General features: G+C 59.5%; 17 protein-coding genes. 14 read left to right on the plus strand and 3 right to left on the minus strand.

Features of this window, described 5'->3' with window-relative positions; genetic code table 11:
- Window positions 1-86: 86 nt before the first annotated feature.
- Window positions 87-1,592 (minus strand): replication initiation protein, encoded by a 1,506-nt coding sequence (locus AC13FN_RS14660; protein ID WP_263934875.1) that lies wholly within the window; start codon window positions 1,590-1,592, stop codon window positions 87-89.
- Window positions 1,593-2,122: 530 nt separating this feature from the next.
- Between AC13FN_RS14660 and AC13FN_RS14665 the strand changes: the two genes are divergently transcribed.
- Window positions 2,123-2,851, plus strand: coding sequence for a nucleotide-binding protein (locus AC13FN_RS14665; protein WP_263934874.1), 729 nt, complete (start codon window positions 2,123-2,125; stop codon window positions 2,849-2,851).
- Window positions 2,841-3,218: a hypothetical protein gene (locus AC13FN_RS14670; RefSeq protein WP_263934872.1), complete on the plus strand. Its 378-nt coding sequence runs from the start codon at window positions 2,841-2,843 to the stop codon at window positions 3,216-3,218. Before AC13FN_RS14665 ends, AC13FN_RS14670 begins: the two co-directional genes overlap by 11 nt.
- A gap of 2,123 nt (window positions 3,219-5,341) precedes the next feature.
- Here the strand turns inward: AC13FN_RS14670 and AC13FN_RS14675 are convergent.
- On the minus strand, window positions 5,342-5,836 hold the full coding sequence (locus tag AC13FN_RS14675; protein WP_263934870.1) for a hypothetical protein: 495 nt from the start codon (window positions 5,834-5,836) through the stop codon (window positions 5,342-5,344).
- Window positions 5,837-6,454: 618 nt separating this feature from the next.
- Window positions 6,455-7,438 (minus strand): hypothetical protein, encoded by a 984-nt coding sequence (locus AC13FN_RS14680; RefSeq protein WP_263934869.1) that lies wholly within the window; start codon window positions 7,436-7,438, stop codon window positions 6,455-6,457.
- 879 nt (window positions 7,439-8,317) lie between these two features.
- Here AC13FN_RS14680 and AC13FN_RS14685 point away from each other — a divergent pair.
- The 12 genes from AC13FN_RS14685 to AC13FN_RS14740 are packed head-to-tail and all read left to right on the plus strand — an operon-like array spanning window position 8,318 to window position 19,554.
- A complete protein-coding gene (locus AC13FN_RS14685; protein ID WP_263934868.1) occupies window positions 8,318-8,698 on the plus strand; it encodes a DotD/TraH family lipoprotein in 381 nt (126 codons plus the stop codon).
- Window positions 8,685-9,482: a type IV secretion system DotC family protein gene (locus AC13FN_RS14690; protein WP_263934867.1), complete on the plus strand. Its 798-nt coding sequence runs from the start codon at window positions 8,685-8,687 to the stop codon at window positions 9,480-9,482. Before AC13FN_RS14685 ends, AC13FN_RS14690 begins: the two co-directional genes overlap by 14 nt.
- On the plus strand, window positions 9,479-10,798 hold the full coding sequence (locus AC13FN_RS14695; protein WP_263934865.1) for an ATPase, T2SS/T4P/T4SS family: 1,320 nt from the start codon (window positions 9,479-9,481) through the stop codon (window positions 10,796-10,798). Before AC13FN_RS14690 ends, AC13FN_RS14695 begins: the two co-directional genes overlap by 4 nt.
- On the plus strand, window positions 10,785-11,054 hold the full coding sequence (gene icmT / locus AC13FN_RS14700; protein ID WP_482985104.1) for an IcmT/TraK family protein: 270 nt from the start codon (window positions 10,785-10,787) through the stop codon (window positions 11,052-11,054). Before AC13FN_RS14695 ends, icmT begins: the two co-directional genes overlap by 14 nt.
- Complete coding sequence (locus AC13FN_RS14705; protein WP_263934864.1) at window positions 11,051-12,031, plus strand: hypothetical protein; 981 nt, start codon at window positions 11,051-11,053, stop codon at window positions 12,029-12,031. Before icmT ends, AC13FN_RS14705 begins: the two co-directional genes overlap by 4 nt.
- Window positions 12,028-12,594, plus strand: coding sequence for a hypothetical protein (locus tag AC13FN_RS14710; RefSeq protein WP_263934863.1), 567 nt, complete (start codon window positions 12,028-12,030; stop codon window positions 12,592-12,594). Before AC13FN_RS14705 ends, AC13FN_RS14710 begins: the two co-directional genes overlap by 4 nt.
- Window positions 12,594-13,346, plus strand: coding sequence for a toxin co-regulated pilus biosynthesis Q family protein (locus AC13FN_RS14715; protein ID WP_263934862.1), 753 nt, complete (start codon window positions 12,594-12,596; stop codon window positions 13,344-13,346). The genes AC13FN_RS14710 and AC13FN_RS14715 overlap by 1 nt, the downstream gene beginning before the upstream one ends.
- A 4-nt stretch (window positions 13,347-13,350) precedes the next feature.
- Window positions 13,351-15,033, plus strand: coding sequence for a PilN family type IVB pilus formation outer membrane protein (gene pilN / locus AC13FN_RS14720; protein WP_263934861.1), 1,683 nt, complete (start codon window positions 13,351-13,353; stop codon window positions 15,031-15,033).
- Window position 15,034: 1 nt separating this feature from the next.
- Window positions 15,035-16,381: a type 4b pilus protein PilO2 gene (gene pilO2 / locus AC13FN_RS14725; protein WP_263934860.1), complete on the plus strand. Its 1,347-nt coding sequence runs from the start codon at window positions 15,035-15,037 to the stop codon at window positions 16,379-16,381.
- Window positions 16,371-16,880, plus strand: a complete 510-nt coding sequence (gene pilP / locus AC13FN_RS14730) for a type IV pilus biogenesis protein PilP (RefSeq protein ID WP_263934859.1) — start codon at window positions 16,371-16,373, stop codon at window positions 16,878-16,880. The genes pilO2 and pilP overlap by 11 nt, the downstream gene beginning before the upstream one ends.
- 53 nt (window positions 16,881-16,933) lie before the next feature.
- Window positions 16,934-18,472: a GspE/PulE family protein gene (locus AC13FN_RS14735; protein ID WP_482985103.1), complete on the plus strand. Its 1,539-nt coding sequence runs from the start codon at window positions 16,934-16,936 to the stop codon at window positions 18,470-18,472.
- Complete coding sequence (locus AC13FN_RS14740) at window positions 18,469-19,554, plus strand: type II secretion system F family protein (protein ID WP_263934857.1); 1,086 nt, start codon at window positions 18,469-18,471, stop codon at window positions 19,552-19,554. Before AC13FN_RS14735 ends, AC13FN_RS14740 begins: the two co-directional genes overlap by 4 nt.
- The last annotated feature ends 77 nt before the right edge of the window (window positions 19,555-19,631 follow it).

The raw sequence follows: 19,631 nt of genomic DNA on the forward strand, positions 1-19,631 counted from the left end.
GGGAGCGGCTGGGTTTGCATATCCAAACCATCTGAAGGAGGCACGCTTAAGTATCGCGCGAATTATCCTCTTAATGCAATGAAAGTTTACGGCCGAGGCGCCGATTCCAGCGGATTTTTGTCCAACTCGACTGCCTGGGCTCGCAGCCATGCGGCAAAGGCCTTGGGATCTTTCCCGACGGAAATCCAACCAGCCATTGCATCGTCCTTTTCAGGCAGGTAGCGGCGAGCGATATAGCTTCTTAGCAACGCTTGACAGACCATTTCGCTGCGGCGGGCCGGATCGCGCCATGTGGCCGCCATTGCGGGGTTCTCGGCATTCAGGTGTTCCTCAAATTCACTGTAGAGCTGTGCCTGCTCCTCAGGACTCATCGATTCAACGACTTGATAGGACAGGCCACGGTAGATTTTGGTGAACTCTGCTTTATCGAGCGACTCATCACGTGCCGCTCGCGCACGTTCTTGAACCTCCTGCTCTGCCTGGCTCTTTGCTCCCACCAGGGCGGAAGTCTTTGTCGCTGTGTCGAACTTTGACAAAGTCACCAGGAAATACCCCGGGACTGAAGTTTTGATCTCGCCGGCAAGGTATCGGCGTCGAGTGTACGCCGCCACATCTTTGAGCTTTTCTTCGCCATGGTCAGCGGTCAGCTTGCGGATTTGGTCGACGGACAAGCAGAAATCGTCCATGAGCGTCCGCTGGGCCTCGCTCAGTTCCGCGCCCGCATCTGCAGCCTGATCAACGTCGCTTCCCGCTGCGGTCGGCGTGGACACGCTACCCAACGACAGAGCTTCCCGACCTACCAGGAACCTCATGTGTGTGACCTTACGCCCCAACTTCTGGTACTCGGGCGTGAGTTCCAAGCGTGTGTGCCCGTGAATCTGGGAAAGCGCAGGGATCAGGGCCTTTTCTTTCAGCCGCTTGAACTCGTCGTAAGTCGGCGCGGTGTTGCCGAGCACGGCGCGCCATGTTTCGATCGGCCACCAAGGCGTGCGGCCGACGTTTACAAATCGCGTGGTGTTCTCGTAAAGCGCCACCGCCGTAGCGCTGGAGAGCTCGCGCATTTCCATCAAGTCGAGCTTGGCAAACCTTCCTGGGTGATACATCCGCTGCCGGAGGATCTCCGAAAACTCGTAGTAGCAGACGCCGTCCCGGAACCGCACGCCCGCAAGCGCGGTTGAGGCTTCCCAGTCCTCGGTGCCCTCTTCCTTGGTGTAGTTCCACTCGATCAAATTGGTCATCAGCCCCTTGACGGCAGTCTTCAGATGACCGGTGTTCTTTGAGTCGAACCCCACCATGACCATGAGGTCTTGGAGAGGAATCTTGTGGAGTTTGACTTCCGGATTGGGGAGCTCTTCGTAAGCATGCTCCAGAAGAACGTTGTAGACCTTGCGCTGCAAGCCCGACACCGTGTTCTTCATGTGGACAGCGCCGGTGCTCTTCTTGAGCACAGCAGCCGGTAGGAACTCTTGGTCTTGGTTCAACCCTACACCGAGTAGGTCACCCTGCTGGAAGACCTCAAAGCTCGCCTGTCTCTTGCGCTGCCGCTCAACCGCGCGGAGCTTTCCCGCACTTCGCTGAACTTGTGATGGCATCGGGATCTCCAGGTGCCGCGCAGGGCTTATACCAATGAAAGTATTCAAATGAAAACAGACAGACAGACGACTTGCAACTGGCAGCTTGCCAGCGCCAGTAGGGCCCGTTTGTTGTTCTTGTTTAAGTACAAGCGTTTCAGAGCGTTTAGACTACTTCAAGTCATTGATTTGTCAAGGAAATATCGAGGCTTAAGCCCCATTTCGTGGGGTGATAGGCCCCAGCTTCTGGGGTCTGAGCGCCTGCTGAGGACCCAAATCATGGGGGGTATGGCCCCAATTTGTGGGGCGCCTTTCTTATTTCGTCCCCATATTTGGGGCCTCTTGTAATCCTGAGGCACTACCTGTTGTGGAATCACTCCACATCATGTCACGTGAGGTGATGTTCTCGCGCAATTTGAGGTGCTCGTTGCGTGGCTTGGGCCCGAACACCCCCAATTTTAGGGACCAAATAAATGCACATCACATCGCTTGACATCACGTGATGTGACATGGTTTGATGCCGCTGTGTTCTCAACCCAGAGGAATTTTGCATGACCCAGCAGCCGGCTGCTAATGAAAACCCGCCTACCCCTTCCCCGTTCACCCCCCCGCGCTGGCGCAGTGATCGCCGGGCTCGTGTTGTATTGGTCGGAGGGGAAAAAGGCGGCACCGGGAAGACCACCCTGGCCACCAATCTGTGCGTGATGCTCGCCAAGCAAGGGCGTGATGTCCTGCTTGTCGATGCCGATCCCCAGTCAAGCGCCTCTTCCTGGTGTCTGTTCCGCGATGAAGCGCAAGTGGAACCTCGCATTTCCAGCGTTCAGAAGCTCGGCAAAGGCTTGCCGTTCGAGCTGAAAGAGCTGGCAAATCGCTATGACGACATCATCGTGGATGCCGGCGGCCGAGATTCTGTTGAACTGCGCGGCGGGATGAGTGTTGCCGATCTGATGATCAGCCCGTTGCAGGCTTCGTCCCTGGACATTTGGACTCTCCGGCCGCTGATCGATCTGGTCGCTCAGGCGGAGGGTTTCAATCCCAATCTCCAGGTCAAGGTGTTAATCAATCGTGCACCGACCAATGCGTTCTCGCGCGACGCTCAAGCAGCTGGTGAGGTGATCGCAGACTTCGAGAACCTGGAGGTCTTCAGGACCGAGCTGCATGAGCGAACCAGCTACCGCCGTGCCACTGGCAACGGGCGTGTGGTTGACGAGTGGGACGACCCCAAGGCTCAGGCCGAGATGAAAGCCTTGTTTGAGGAGATCTTCGGAAATGGCCGGTAATAACACTTTTCGCATGCCCCCTGCCCCGGCCCCGAAAACGGATGCTGATCTTCAACGATTCCTGGATCAGGCCCCGGATAGACGCGACAGCCAAGCTGCGGCAGCAGCCTCGGCTGACTCTGCTGCAGCGGCGGCTGCCGTCCCCAGCACGGCGTTGCCTTGGGAAGGCAAGCCTGACAGCAGGCGTACCCCGATCCAGCCTCTTCGACTGACTCTTGCAGAGCAGGCAATGATCGAGTTTGTGGTGTCGACGAAGCCGGGGGTCAAATCGAAGCACTCCTACATGCTTGACGTCCTGCAGCGAGCATTGCAAGCGGACATCAAGGAACTCATCAATGAGGACGTCGAGTTCGGCGACCCCAAATGATGTGACCTTAGATCACGTGATGTGGCGTGATGTGACGTGATTCGGTGTGGTGTGATGTGGCTTGATGTGATGTGCTCCTTGACTGGGTGCCGAAAGGCGCCCAGTCCTGTTTTACGGGCTCTCTCTTGGGCACCTAAGGGGTGTCCTCTATTTGCCATTGGAACCTGGTTATGTGGAACGGTTACATCGATCTGGTGTTTCGAGACGAAATCCGAGGTGAGAGGGTTGCCTTGGGCCGCGCTGGCTTCGCGGACGCTGCTGAGGCTCTTCGTGTTTTTGATGCGCTGCCGGCGTGCAGCACTGTGAGTCCATTTGAGGCGGAGCACTCTGATGGGTCCGGCATCGGCCGATCGGGGAAGGCGATTGCTCGGGAGTTGGTGGAAGAGCTGTTGGGTGCCAGTGCGGCGTCACTCATCACGAGCGGACGAGAACTCGCTGCCGAATGGCAAGAGGAACTGGTGCCAAGGATGGCACCGTAGGCCTGCCCGGCATGACCACACGTCATTTGAATTGATGTGATGTGATGTGATGCAGGCGACTCCGTCATCCGTGACCGTGTTGGAACGTGCCCTGGGACAGGGAATCACATCACGTCGTTTCACATCGATCCACATCACGTCACATTACATTCGCGTTGCGGCCGGATCGGCGCAGAGTCACATCGAATCACGTGATGTCACTCCCACGGTCCCGGGGTTTGGCGCCGTGCCATGCTCACGCGATCGTGTGCGAAGGAGCCCGTGATGACGATGGGCGGCTGCCCGCCAAATCACGTGATGTCACGTGATTTCAAACGATAACGAAGCGACGTGCTTGCTGGCGGGAGCGGCTCCAGTTGCGAATCAAATCACATCACGTGATGCACTCGCTCGTTGGCATCCCACATACAGGGTTATCGCCCGCGATAGCTGGGGGCCGTTGGCGTGGTCACGTGACGTGACGTGACTAAGGGGTATCCAGATTGGGGAGCCCCGGTTGTGGCCGCCGCTGGTCGAGCATCGAAAAACAAATCGCGTGATGTCACGTGATTTGAAGCGGGGACGGAGCGAGCTGCATGACGGCCGCGCCGGCTCCCCGCGCACGGTCAAATCACATCACGTGATGCGGTGGCCTGGAATCCCCACGGTCAGGGGCCTTTGCTGCGATCACGCTGCGCCGTCAGCAGGCCCGGTCACGCGATGTGAAGTGCCCACACCACCCTTCGCTTGAGGCGCAGGCTAGACCAGGCTCGAAGGCTCGCGTCACATCACATGATGTGTAGTCCGGAAGCCGCGAGCAGGCATCGGCAGTCGCGGGCATCCTGGTCCAGGACCTCGTGAATCGACGCGGAGAGCGGAGCGACCTGCATGATGGCCGCGCCGGCCCCAAGAAGGGTGTCACATCACGTGATGCGGTGGCTCGTTGGCACCCCCGCGTCCAGGGGCCTCGGTTGCGATCACGCTGCGGGGTCGGCTTGCACGGTCACGTGATGTGAAATGCCCACACCAGCCTCCGCTTAAGGCGTAGGCTAGACCAGACTCGAAGGCTCACTTCACATCACTTGATGTGTGGGCCTGCGTCCTGAGGGCTACCGGTTGTCGCCCCCGCTGGGCGAGCAACGGAGCGCCAACCACGTGATGTCACGTGAATTCAAACTGAGAGCGGAGCGACCTGCATCACGGCCGCGCCGGCTTCCAAGCGCCGGTAAAATCACATCACGTGATGGGGCGGCTCGTTGGCATCCCCACGTAAGGGGCCTCGTCCGTGATCGCGCCGGGCGTGGCCACGTGATGTGATGTGCCCACACCGACCCCGGCTTGAGGCGCATGCAAGCCCAGGCTCGCAGGCTCTCATCACATCACCTGATGTGTGAGACGGCAGCCGGATTCGGAGCGAGGTAGGAGGAACGCGGGAGCAAGGAATCCCGCGGCGGCCCGGATGGGCGATGAGGACCCGAAGCCTGCGTCAGCAGAATGCTGAAACGATCCACATCACATCACGTGAATCGACAACTGAACCCGGAATCGATCCGGCGCCACGTCGTCGCCTGGAGTCTTCTGATCCCATCCCCTGACATCGAGCAACGGGCTATGCATTGGCGCACAGGCTTACAACCAGCCAAAGTCACGTGACATCACGTGATGTTAGAGCTGTACCAGGTGTCCGGTCAGTTCGTGCAGGTCATCATTGTTGAGCACCGGGATGCGAAGCCAGGAAGGCGTAGTGCTTGGGGGGCAGGCACCAGAAGGTCCCGCGGCCAACCGAGTCATGAGTCCCTTCGCCTCGTCGGCACTGTAGAAGGCCAAGCGGAGTTCCCCATTTTCAAGATGAACCTCCGTACCCAACGCTTCAGAGAGCTGGCGAAGGAACGGCCCAAGATCAGGGGCCTCTCGATCGACCTTCCCTCGACGAGCATCGCTGATCGCGATCTCAAGTTGCCGGACCGACGCTTTGCGCGCCAGGCACCACTCGCACCAAGAGATCTGCTCTGCGTGAGGAAACGTCGCGATCTGCCTGGCATGCCCCGGACTGAGCTTGCCTACGGCAACCAAGTGCTTGAGCTTTTCGCAGGCAATGTTGAGGCGAGCCAGCCGGGTGATGTCTGCTGCATGCAGCTGCAGCAGATGGGCGATCGCCACGGAGGGGACACCTGCATCCCGGAGAACCCCAACGGCGATGGCCAGTTGGGTCCAGGTTGCCTCGGGGCTGTCAGCGGCCTGGAGGGAGTCGAGCGAGTCCTCCGGGACGATCCACGCGGTGATCGTGGAGCGTTGAAGTCGTACCGCCTGTCCCAGTGCGCGGGCCCCGAACGCGAGGTGGTAGGGCAGGGGAGGTTCCCCGCACGCCACGATGACGCCTGCCCCGCCCGTCCGCCCGCTCCCCGCCCCTGGGCTTAGGACCTGTTGTGGCGCGAGCTCGATAGCTTTGCTGCGCCGCGTGGGCTTCCTCTGATCGGGTCTGCTCATGGTCCTGCCATTTGACACGTGTCAATAAATCATGGCGCAGAGCGGTCGCGGGGGCAAGTGGTTTTGACACGTGTCAAAAAAAAGGCCGCGTAAGCGCTGTTGTAATGCTGGTTCTTTTGACACGTGTCAACTTAATAAGCGCCATTGTGTCTGCGGCGATGGTGGTATCTACGCTAACGCCACCGGGCGCGATTGCTTGAAAGGGTGGCCTGAAAGGCGGTGCTAGCGTAGTGGCGGCACAGGTCCCAAAAGATGGGGCATAACGGCCCAAAAAGGTAACATCACGTGATGTTATTTTTGGGGCGTTCGGGTGGCCGGGGATGCGCGGCGCCGTACGGACGCGACCTGCGCCGCGACTGGTCGGACTGCCAGGCTTCCCCGGCCGAAGCGGGCCAATCCATAGCTCCGCTCTGCGGTGGCGTCGGAGGCGTGCCCCATCAGGGCACCCACCCAGGCTTTGTCTTGGCCAGCTTCCATTGAGGTGACCTTCGCGTCGGACGCGAACATGTGCCGGAAGGTGTAGAGGCTCGGATACTTTCGCCGGCGGGGGAGCGCCTTGCGTGCCGCCCAGCAGATGTACTGGCCGAGCTTCTTCTGCAGGTCTTCATAGGCACCTGGTTCGCGGTGGCCGTCGACCAGCTCCAGCATCTCTGTCACCCATAGCATCTGATCCTGGTCCAGCCCTGAAAGATCTAGGGTGCGGAACTCGCCATTACCCCGGCCATGGGTGTTCTTGGCATTGCGCACGACCAAGACCGGCCGGCCGGCTTGGTCCATCGGGTTGGCGGATTCCCACTCTGACGGGCGCAGGCCGAGTAGGGCGGTCGCGTTGCAGTAAACCAGCAACGAGCGTGCACGCTTGTGGTTGCCGACGTTGGCCTGGATGTACTGGCTCAGGAGCTGGAAGTCCGCCGGCGTCAAGTTCTTCGCCTTGAGCGCCGAGGTCCTTTTGGCGACCGTCAACGCCCCTGTTTGGCGCTCAGACAGTAGGCGTTCGAGCCCGTACTCAATCTCTTGGATGGCCATGCGATCGGGAGCTTCAGCGATCGCGACCTCAAACTGGGCGACAACGGCGCTCTTATACAGTTGCCATGTCCGCTTTGAGAGGCCTGATTTCAGGCCAATCAGGTGCTCGGCGATGGTGATTGGGGCAACGAGTTCGGGGTTTTGGGCGCCAGAAGCAATCCCAGCTCGTCGCCGCAACTGCTCATACGTTTTGACGTAGAACGCTTCTGTTTTTGCCGTACGACCTGTCTGGTTCTCGCGAGTGGGCATTTGGGGGGCATCGAACAAGCGGGGTATTTGGTAACCGTACATTAGTTCCAATCAAAAAGCGCTTGGAACTAATGTTTTTCGCCTTCTCCGATGCCAGGAAGGGTGTTTAGGCACCAATATGGGTATTTGGAGAACGAACGCTGCGCGGCGGTTATTTTGGCAACGGTCTCGCCCTGACCCGAGCACGCTGGACACCGTACATATCACGTGATGTGATGTGCCGGGAATGGTCCCATAACGTGGGGTCGATCGCACCAGGGTGTTCGTGATTGCGGCTGTTCGAGTAGCCACAGGCCCCCAGCTGGTGAGGTGTTCGCTACGTTGTCACCATGCGGGCAGGCATCACACAGCACATCACGTGATGTGCTGTGTGATGAATACGCCCCAAATAATGGGGCTCTTCTGGACCACCCCGGCGGCTACCTCCCCATAAAAGGGGGCCTATAAATTCCTGCCGGGACACCGCTGCTGTCGGGATCAACCCGATCCGCCAGGCACGGCGCGTCTGTCGGCAGCTCACGGCAAAGAAAAAAGAGCTCCCGAGCTGATGGTGTTGGGTGATGTTTCGGAGCTGTGCCGACTCCTTATATATATGCGTTGCTTGACCGCGACTGATGCCTGGCCGCGAGCCCTGGAAGGAGCCCAGGGAGAGCTTGACTGACGCTCGTTGCCACATCGCCGTGAACTGTCACCTCTATAACAGACGACGCCACGTAGCTGACACCGGGCCATACTTTCGTTATACAATCGCGACGCCGGCCACATTGGCTCTTCCTCGCGACAGGTATGACGATGCCCCGATATGTTCCCCTACTCCTGATGCTCTGTGCAGGTGGTTGCGCGTCCGGACCACAGGTTCAATCACCGGACCCGGCGGCCTTGGCGCTTGAGCGCTCTGCAGCCGAGGTAAGCCGGTCCATCACCACCCTGGCAGAAGTCGAGCAGTACGACCGCTTCAAGCAGATGCCCGGGCGACCGCGGGTCTACACGCAAGTGGCCGATATGAACCAGGTCGTCGCGATGCCCTGGGACGGGCCTATCGAAGCGGCGGCGCGGCGCTTGGCCAGCGAAGCGGGCTATGCACTCAAAGTGGTCGGTCGTCCGCCGGTCATTCCGGTATTGGTGAGACTGACCGATGCGCCGGCCACTGTGTCTGACCATCTCCGGAATGTGGGTCTGCAAGCTGGCTCAAGGGCAGACGTGGTTGTCTATCCGGACACGAAAGTCGTCGAACTGGGCTATTCCGATGCCGGTCTCTGATACCCCACCGACCCTTGAACAGGTCCTTGCGGGGCAGGACAAGGCGGCGGTCGAGTACCGTCTGGAGCAGGACATCAATCAGCTGCGCCTGGATGCTCTCAAATCGGGAGCGCTTTCGTTTGGCACGCAGGCCGGGTTTCAGCGGCGCACCTACGAGATCGCTGAGGTCACAAAAGCGAAGGCCAAGCAGCTGGACCAGATCTACAACTTTCAGGGTCTGCTGCTGGAACGCAACGTCGTGCCGCCGGTACTCCAGGAGGCGCGGGACACATATCAAGCGAATGGCGACACCGCCATCAGGTTGGCCGACAGGACCTACCAGGTCATCAAGCAGGCCCGGTTCTCGGTCAAGCCGCCAACCTGGCAGGAGTACTTGCTCCGGTCGGTGACCATCAATGGCGCCGGGAAAACGGATTCAGGGCTGGTGCCGCGAAACGATGCCGAAGAGAGGTACTGGAAAGCTCAGGTTCAAGAAGGCTGGACGCTCGGTGTCCAACAGGCCGACCAAGTCTTTGCCGCCGACCTGGCCCGGCTCAACCAGGACTACAAGGGCATGGTCCTGTACCGACATCTGCTGACTCGAAAGATGGTCAGCCTCCCGTACGTCGCCCAGTCCAATCTCGGCGTCACCGGTGACGCCAACAGCATGTCGATCAATGACCGAGTTCTGAGAATCACCGCGCTACCGGAATTGGATGTTCGGTCGGAGCGGTGGAATGCGCCATTACTTCCGGCGGCCCCCGAGAACGGGCCGGCCTCGAACCCGGGTGGTGACCTGCCATGAGCTCCTCTGACGATTTTTTTGTGAGCCAGGAGCCGGCCCGATTCGGCCGGGACGAGTTCAATAGTCTCCTGATGTACGCGAAGCAGATCAATGCATCGGACATCCATGTTCAAACCGGCAGCAGAATTCTGATGCGGGTGCAGGGTGACATGCAGCCCATCACCAGGCGCCGCATCGACGATTCGGAGATGAGCGAAATTTGCCGTGTGTTGTACGACGGCGACAATGGCGAGCTGCAGCTGCGCACCGGCAAGCCGCTGGACAACGCCTACAGTCTTAAGGTGAATCGAGACTCATCGTTGCGCTTCCGCTGGAACGCGACCGGTTGCGAGATCCGTGGCGGGTTCGGAATAAAGTTCACCTTGCGTGAACTCCCGGAAATCCCGCCGGAGCTTCAAAAGGGCGAGCTCGGGACGGCGATCGTCAACGCTCTCTACCCGGACGAGGGGCTGATACTCGTTTGCGGCGCGACCGGCTCCGGCAAGAGCACGCTGCTCGCCGGCATGATCCGGAACCGCCTCGAAGACCCGGACGCGCACGAGAACATTCTTGAAGCGTCCTCGCCTATCGAGTTCGTCTATACGAAGATCCTGGCGAATCCGAACTGCACCTCGACCATATCCCAGTCATCTGTGCCCGGGCACCTGCCGTCGTTCGCGGCCGCTATCCCGAACTTCCTCCGTTGCGACCCTGATCGAATCATCATTGGTGAGTCGCGTGACGCGGCCACTATCAAAGCATCAACGCTCGCCGCGCAGACCGGCCATGCGCTGTATTCCACCGTTCACGCCAACTCAGTACCAGGTGTGTTCCTCCGTCTGATGCAGTCGTTACCCAGTGAGGAAGTAGCTTCCGAGCTTGGCAGCGTTATCGAGGCAAGCCGCCTGATCATCTGCCAGAAGCTGTTGCGGTCCACCGACGGCCGGCGCGTTGCTGTCCGCGAGTCGCTGATTCTGGATCAAGACATCCGGAAGGAGATTCTTCTTGCCGCTTCCAGAAGTCTGTCTGAACTACCCAATGCGCTGACCGGGATCGTGCGGGAGGCGGGAACGCCTATGTGGCGACATGCGGAAGCCCTTGCCGAGCAGGGGCGGCTTGATGCCGTCTATGTCGATCTCATGAAGGCCGAAGCAGGGGCGAGCACCACGGCCGCCCGATTCACCTACGACCAGATCCTTGCGCAGAATCAAGCCATGCAGAACTACCTGCACCGACGACTAGCGACGGCCGACGAAGGAGAGTTGCCGGAGATCAAGAGCCTTCTCGCCGGTATGGCAGATAAGACCCGAGCGGAGGTGCTGGATGCCGCGGCCTAACGTGTGGCGATCGAGCGCCGAGACAACGCGGCTTTGGTTCTTCGATGCGCTGTCTGGCATCCCACTCATCCTGACCTTGGCCCATATCCGGGCTTGGACAATCGCGGTTGCTTTTCTGGCATTCCTGCTGTTTGGAATACTTGAAAAGCTTGGTTTCGGCGTGAGGGTGGCTTTGCGCCGATTGCGGAGCGCGATGGCTGGCCCTGTGAGGCACGGCCACGCCTGGTGGCGTAAGCACCAGGAGAGGTTGCGATGAGCCAGTCCTCTAGACCCCTCTTGATCGCCATCGATCTGGACGGCCCCGTTCTTTCCTGTATCGCCCACGGCGAGCATTCGTCGCGCTCAGTCCTTGAGGCAAGCAGTGCCATTGAACTGCGGGTGCCGAATCCGCCGGGGGTCACAGTGTATGAGACAGATCGACGCCGCTTTGTGGTACGAGCACAAACGTCCATTTCCAGTGAAGTGGATATGGACGTCGCAGCACGCCGGGTGAGACAGGTTGACGCCGCGTTGCGAATTGGAGCTGCTGGGCCGCAGGCGTCGGTGTTGGTCGCCAGCATTCCGTTAAAGGACTACTTCCAGGCTGAAGGTCAGGCGTCGGAAGCAGTGCAAGATATGGAGCTCAAGTTGGCCGAGGCTGTTACCCGCCACCCAGCACCAACGGCGATGAACATCTCCAGGTTCAAGCTGGTGCCACGCACGGTTGGCGCTTTCATGGACTGGGCGTTCGACGACCAAGGCATGCCCAGGGACGCCGGTGATGTGAAGCAGCTGGTCATAGTCGACGTCGGAATGGCTGCAACCAGCGTAGTGGCATTTGATGCGACCAGCCATGCGATCGACCACGGTTTGATGGAAACACACGCAGATGGTTTGGCTCAGCCGCTCGCGGAAGCAGCGAGGCTCCTAAGCTCGGCCCACGGTGTGGAGACGCCGCCAGGCAATGCACTGCTTCAGGCGATGGCTGACGGGATCTATCGCTATCGGGGGCGCTCCTTCTCCATCACCGGCGCGCTGCAGCCACTGCTCGCCACCCATGCCGAGTGGGTGCTCGCTCTGATATCGGAGAGGGCGCCAACGGCGCAAGTCGTGGTTGTAGGAATCGGTGCTAAGCCGATTGCCGAGCTTCTCGCCGGCAAGGGTTTGACCGTACGCGTCCCTGAGACGCCAGAGCATGCGAACGCACGTGGGATGGCGAAGTTCGCCGTGCTTGTGTGGAAGGAGGGGCTATGAGTGCAGTAGACCCCGATGACGCGGGGGGCATGAACGGACGGCGTACATCGCCTGCGAGTGAGCGTCGACGACTGACGGTACGGATGATGTCAGGGTTCCATTGCGACCGGGCATTTCTGACGACTTACGACGAGCTCCTGCAATCTGTCGGCACCAACGGTGCTGGGGATTTTCTCCGACGTTGCATTCTCGCTGGACATAGCGAGCTCATTCGTAGCTGGCAATCGCAACCAGACGCCATTGGCCTTCTTCATGCCGCACAGGATCGCGATGCCCTAAGCGAACGTAATCTGCAGCACGTTCCAAAGGTGGCTGCTCAGGACAAAGTCTGTCGTTCAGCTGAGGATGCGCCGGCAGGTGGCGAACACGATGCGATACCAGATACACAAAGTGCGGATAACGAGTTATCATCCAACAATGAAAGTTTGCCCCGTAATGGCGCTGAAAGTAATGATCAGGGGCAGGCTGTCGCACATTCTTCAAGTACCTCGGCTGCTCCTGGCGGCGTGGGGCTCGGGCAAAGACTGGTGACCGGTTTGCTGGGACAAGGGAATACGCGGTGATGATGATTCCAACTCGACTTGCTGCGCTTCTGATACTGGCATCGGCGCCATACACCGCCTTTGCCGGCTTTCGTGTCGTGTCTGAGACGAAACCAGCGGCGTCGATCACTTCCCCAAGCCAGGTCGGCGGCTTCTCGAAGGGCCGCCCGGCTGTGCAGCAGTACGGACAGTCAGACGTCGCCGAGGTCCGCCAGGGTTTCGGTAAGGAGCTTCCCCTTTCGCTAGTCGTAAAGCAGATCGTTCCGCAGGGATGGGAAACGGTCATTGCAGAGTCGGTCTCCGAGAGCAAATTCGTCTCGTGGAAGGGTGGAAAGTCGTGGACGGAAGTTCTCGGCGACCTTGCGGTGCAAGAGAGCATCTACGCAGACGTGGACTGGGACCGGCACAAAGTCACTTTTACTGCGCCGAAGCAGGCTGTCGCCTCATCGCCCCTGGCGGGCAGCAGCTCCCCAGCACCTGCGGCATCTGAGCAGGCTCCGATAAGCAAGTCGGTCCCTGTCGCAAGCACGAATTCCGCTTGGGTTGCCCGCAGTGGCCCGTCGCTGAGGCGTGTGGTGGAAGAGTGGGCCGCAAAGGAGAACTGGATCGTCGTGTGGGATGCCCAGGTCGACTATCCGGTGGAAGCCATCATGAGCTTCCGGGGCGGGTTCACGGATTCCGTCGCTCAACTTCTTGAGGTCTACAAGAAGTCAAAAACGCCGCTTTACGGCAACGCCTACGTCAGCCAGAAGCTGATTCAAATCACGGAGTAAACCGATGCGCCTGATGTCTGCAATACTCGCCGTCACCTTGGTGGCGGGTTGCACTACCTCGCGAAACATCCGCGACGGCGAACAGCGCGTGCGTGGCGATGCCGAGGCCGCGTCGGAGCTGCTTGCAAGGGCGAGGGATGGACAGAGCAGCGTCCCCCGGCCCACGGTAAGTGTGATCCAGGATGGGTACTTCGCCGCAAGCGCGCCCAAGCCGATCGACCGCGGCAAAACACTGCCACGCAGCTGCCCGATCATCTTTGCGCCGACCAAGCCCATGCAACTGCTTGCCTTCGCGCAGCATGTCAGCAGCGAGTGCGGAGTGCCCGTGCGCGTCTCCCAAGATGCGCTCACCGCACTCAACGACGGCTTGTTCGGTGCGTCGCTTCTACGTGACGGTGGGCAGGTGCAGCCTCCTCTGTCTTCATCGAACGTGCTGCCTGCGCTGCCCGCACTACCCGGCCAGGGTGGGTCAGTCCCACTCGGCGTGTCGTTGGCGCCGCCGGCGCCGGCGACCATCGATCTTCGATACAGCGGAGACTATTCCGGCCTGCTCGATGCAGTGACAGCACGTCTGGGCTTAGCCTGGCGGTATCGCGATGGTGCGGTCACGATCTTCTTCATGGAAACCCGCTTCTTCGAGAGCTGGCAGCTCCCAAGCCAGACGAAGATGGCTGCCCAGGTCAGCTCAGGTAGCAGCATGTCGTACGGCACCACTTCCACGGGAAGCGGCTCCAGCGGCGGAGGTAGTAGCGGTGGCGGCATGGGGAATGGAACAAGCAACCAGTCTTCAGAGACGACCCTGAATTTTGATTCGTACGGTGACCTGACCAAGGCCATTGAGAGCATGCTCACGCCGAAGCTTGGTCGCGTGCAGGCTTCTGCCGGCGGTTTCGTCGTTACCGACCGCCCCGAGGTCTTGGACTCGATCGGTGACCTCATCGGAGTCAAAAACGACTTCCAGATGAAACAGGTGCTGCTCAACTTCAAAGTCATGAGCGTCAACTTGAACGACAGTGATTCGTTCGGTATCAACTGGGCAGTGGTGTGGAAGAGTCTCTCGCAGAAATTTGGCGTCAATCTGAGCAACAGTCTGGCGTCGAGTGGTGAGGCGATTACGGGGACGGTGAACATCCTTGAGGGCAGTCCCTTCTCCGGCACCAAGCTGATCATCGATGCGCTATCTCAACAAGGCAACGTGCGGATGCTCACACAGCTGAGTGTGCCGTCGTTGAACCTGGACCCGACGCCGGTGCAGGTTGCCACGCAGACGCGATACATCGAAAGTTCCCAGACCACGCTGACGTCGGACGTAGGCGCCACCTCGTCGCTGCAAGGCGGAACAATCACGACCGGTTTCAACATGATGGTCCTGCCCTACATCCTGCCGGACAACCAGACAATCCTGATGCAGTACAGCTTGAACCTGAGCTCGCTGAAGGGCATCCAGCGTTACGAGACCAACGGGTCTGCAATCGACCTGCCTGAGATCGACAACCGCATCTTCTCGCAGAAGGTGCGCATCAAGACTGGCGAGACACTTGTTCTGAGTGGCTTTGAGCAGAACATGGATAACGTAGGTCGCAGCGGTGTTGGCACGCCGAAGAACTGGCTTTTCGGTGGCGGAGCGAACTCGAAGAAGACCAGGGAAATCCTTGTTGTGCTGATCACTCCGATTCTGACGAACTGACATGACGAGCGTCATACGCACCGGCAGCATCACGATCGCAACCATCAATGGCCATAGGTTCGCCTCTGGACTGCAGTGGAAGATGTTCGATGGTCCCAAGGGCAGGCAGAAGCAGGAATCAATCAAGCTCGGGCGGCAGTTGCATAGCGACATGGTGGCAGTACGTCACCATGGCACCATCACGCAGGGTGGGTTCGCTCCTAAGGGTTTGAAAGGGCTGAAGGGCAACTATTCGCTTGCCATCACCTTGGCGTCGCTGCTTGGCGTCGCCTGGGTGGGTGCCTTTGAGCTTGAAGATGAAACCTACGCGGTCATCGCGGTACTCGCTGACGGCTCGATCATGCCCGGCATGGACCTGGTGCTGTCGAAAGACGAAGCCATCAAGAAAGTTCGCACGCAGTACTCGACCCTGCGTAACAGCAAAGCGTTCGTTGATTCCGATGGTCGTCTCTACGCCCCGGACGATTTTGGTCTTGGTGGGTTGGAACAGGACCTCGGCAAGCTGCTTAGGCCCAAGGCCCTCAAGCGCGACTTCAAGCTTCGCCCCATCAGCATCGGCATGGCGCGATCAAGCCTGCTCCGCATGGCTGCTGTAGCGGCGCTGGTCATCGGTTGCACCAGTTGGTATGTGTGGGAGAACCATCAGAAGAAGGCGGCCGCCGCGGCTGCCTTCGCAGCCGAAGTCCTTCATGCAAAGCAGCTCCAGGAGGCAGCAAAGGCGCGCGAGGCCGCTTTGGCTACCGAAGAAGTCCAGCAACTCGTCCGGCCCTGGCTTACGAGTCCGGCCGGCATTGATGTAGTTGCGGCGTGTGCGAATGCGGAGCGCAAACTTCCTTTGGCGATTGCTGGTTGGACGTTTGAGAAGTACAACTGCTCACCGTCGGGCATCAGTGCCACGTACCGGCGAGACGCCAGCCTAGGCGCTACGGTCGCAGACTTTGCAGGCGCCGCTAACGCGCAGTTCGGTCAACCGCCCACCATCGAGCAATCTGGCGAGTCGGCAACGATCAACCTGGTGCTGGATGTGGCCATGAATCCTCCCGAACAGCTTCGAGAGACCAACCCGATCTTGGTTGAACTCACTAGCCGTTTGCAGGGCCTTCCACGCGCCGCGCAGGTTTCGTTTCAGTTCGAGGAGGTCGCTCTGGACCTCTCAGAGGCGGGTTCTGGCAAGCCAAAGCCGGACTGGCGCACAAGCAGCTTCAGCGTGACTACGAGCTTGCCGCCGTCCGAGCTGATCGCTGGCCTTGATGCGACGGGCCTTTATGTGACGAACCTCGATGCCCGGCTGTCAACCAATCCTGCCCAGCTTGTCTGGACTCTCAAAGGTGAAATTTATGGTCGCTGATAACACGCGCCGGAAAATGCTTGCGTCGATCCTGGTGCTGCTCACGGCGACGCCGGCAATGGCGCAGTCGGTCGCTGACCTGGGCAGTGTGCAGGGAGAGACCATCATGCTTCGCGCACGCGCAGAGCGTGAAAAAGCACTGGGTGAGCTCCAGGAGGCCTCGGGTGCCGGAGCGTCCAAGGGAACCTTGGAGAGCTCAGGGCCGCCGACCTTGCTCGGGGTCTTTGGCTCCCACGACAAGATCTATGCGAGGTTCTCGGTGGACGGTTCCTCCGGAATTGACGTGCGCAAAGGAGAGTCGTTCTTCGGCGGGTATCGGGTCGAACAGTTGAGCATCAACGATGTAGTTCTGAGCAAGGGGGGAAGGCGTTGGACGCTGCGAATGCCCGGTGCTGGTGGGGATGCGAATGATTCGGCAAGGGTGGGGGTTCCCTCGGCCGGCAGCCGTCCGCTGCCTACGTTGCCCACCATGCCGGCGCCGCCGGCGATGACCAACTGAGGTCAACTGTGAGCCAGGTCCTTTCATTTCCAGCTCAGTCCAAGCCCGCCCAAATGAGCGGCGACGAACTCGATGCAAGCCTGCCCACCGCAGTGGTGCCACGTAGGCGCGACGTGCGGGTACTCACGGGCGTGGGGGCTGAGGGCGTGTTCGCCGTCAGCGAGGAGCTGTCACACAAGCTCTGTTTGCTTGAGAACCACGAGCTCCTGGTGCTGCAGGAGCACCGGTTTGCACACGACGTGCTGGAATTCATGGCCGAGCTCGATAAGGCGGGCTATCGGTACGTGGTGGTTGACGATCTGAGACCCTCTGAATTTCACGAGATCGCAGCTCACGGCTTGCCAGAGGCCGCTGCGTCTGCAACCGTCGATAGTGAAGAGACCAGTCTTCGACAGCAAGAAATTCTGGCGCTGTTGGGTACCGGGATGAAGCTGGGCGCCACGGACATCCATTTCGTGATCACGCGCGGCGAGTGCACAGTTCTCATGCGCGTGGATAAGGCTCTTCGCATCATGCGGCGGATGAAATCCGATCAGGGCACGACGCTATGTCGCACGGCGTATCAGTCCATGACCGACGTAGCGTCGCCGGTGTTCGAGCCCTCAAAGCCGCAGGATGGACGCATCAAGCTCGAATTCCTTGATCTTGTCGGTATGGATGGTTGCCGTCTCGCAACCATCCCGACCGACCAGGGCTTCGACATGGTGCTTCGCTTGCTGGAACGCTCGAACGAGGAAAAGACCCTGGAGGGCCTCGGGTGGCACCACACCCAGGCCGAAACGATTCGGCGGCTCACAACCAAGCAGACGGGATTGAACTTCTTCTCAGGTCCGACCGGATCTGGCAAGAGCAGCTCGTTGAAGGTCATGATGGAGCGGTTGATCGCGAACTTCCAGAACGAGCTCAAGGTCTACACCGCGGAGAACCCGCCGGAGCAGCGCATCCGTGGCGCAAGCCAGGTGCCAGTTCACCATGATGATTGGCCGCGGATGCTCAAGGCGCTGCTGCGCGTCGACCCTGACGTGCTTCTCATCGGCGAAATGCGAGATGCGGCTTCGGCGATGATCGGTGTCCAGGCGTCGCTGACCGGTCACGGTGTCTGGACCACACTTCATTCCAATGACGCTGTCGCCATCATTCAGCGGCTGCTGCTGTGGGGGCTTGATCGCGACGTCATTCTCGATCACAAGACGGTTACCGGGCTTTTCAACCAGACGTTGGTGAGAAAGCTCTGTCCCGACTGCAGCGTACCGTGGACATCGGCTGACAAGGTGGCGATGGACGCAGCCTTCGTGGCACGGGTTGAAAGCCATTGCGATCTTGGTGGCGTACGCGTGCGCGGTACGGGCTGTGAGCGCTGCAACGGAGGCATCCGTGGGTTGACCATCTGCGCGGAGGTGTGCACGCCGGATGAGCGATTCATGGAGGTCTATGGTCAGTCTGGCCCAAGCGCGGCGAGAGCGTACTGGCGGAAAACCATGAAGGGGATGACAAAGCTCGGGCACATGATCACCAAGATCAACGACGGCGTGATTGACCCGGCCATCGGTGAGTCGATGGTTGATCGCCTGGATGCGGAGGACGACCATTGAGCGCTCTCGATGCAATCAACGAATGGGGAAGCAAGCTCACCTACAAGCTTCAGTTCACGGCTGAGACCCGAAAGGAGCTTTACGAGTCCCTGCTGTTCCAGATGAGCACGGGCAAGTTGCTTCGCGATGCAGTGGGCGACCTGTATGAGATTCATAGCGACGATGGGGCTCGCCCCAAGGCGACGATGGCGGTGGTACTGCAGCACGTTCGCGACCAGGTCACAAATGGTTCCTCCTTCGCGGAGGCGCTCGGGCCCTACATCTCGACTGAGGAGTACCAGACACTACTCGCGGGCGAACAGGCGGGGAACTTGGCTCAGGCGTTCGAGGACGCAACCCGTGTTGCCGATGCGAAGGGAAGCATGTTCAAGGCAATGGGTGCGATGTTCTACCCATTGGTTCTCATCGCCATGGTCGTCATCATGTTCTGCGTCATCTCCTTCAAGCTCGTGCCGGCCCTGAAGTCTGCTGCTGACCCCAAATACTGGGGCGGTTTCGCGAAGGCGCTCTACTACATCTCCGAGTTCACTACCGGCGCGGGTATCCCATTCGCGGTGGCGATGGTGTTGGGCGTGTGCTTCTTTGTATACAGCCTGCCCAGGTTGACTGGTCCCTTGCGTGATCGGCTGGACAAGCTGCCCGGATACTCCACCTACCGTCTGATGCAAGGCTCCATCTTCCTATTGAACGTTGCGGTTCTAATCCGCAACGGCGTCAAACTGCACGATGCCTTGATCAGGCTTCGCGATAGTGCAAACCCGTACCTGGCAGAGCGGATCGATGGTGCGATTACCGGCTCGACCGGCGGTAAAACTCTGGGTCAGTCGCTTTTGATCGCTGGGCATGATTTCCCGGATCGACACGCCATTCGGCTAATCAAGGGCTTCGGAACTGGAGATGGATTTGAGATCAACCTCTCACGATACGCCACGAAGTGGATCGACAAATGCGTCAAGAATGTCATCCGAACGTTCGTCGTCATGGGCACGATCGTGCTGCTTTTCGTAGGCGTGATATTCATCACGATCCTCATGGGCGGCCAGGATATCCAGGACGCCGTAAACGCAAGCATGAACCAGTAGTTCAGAGATGGTCGCTCGGTTCGGCCTGGCTTCAAGAAAGATGTACGTGTAACCAATCAACCACCTGGAGATTTGCA

The organism is Stenotrophomonas sp. 115C5 (assembly GCF_056861055.1).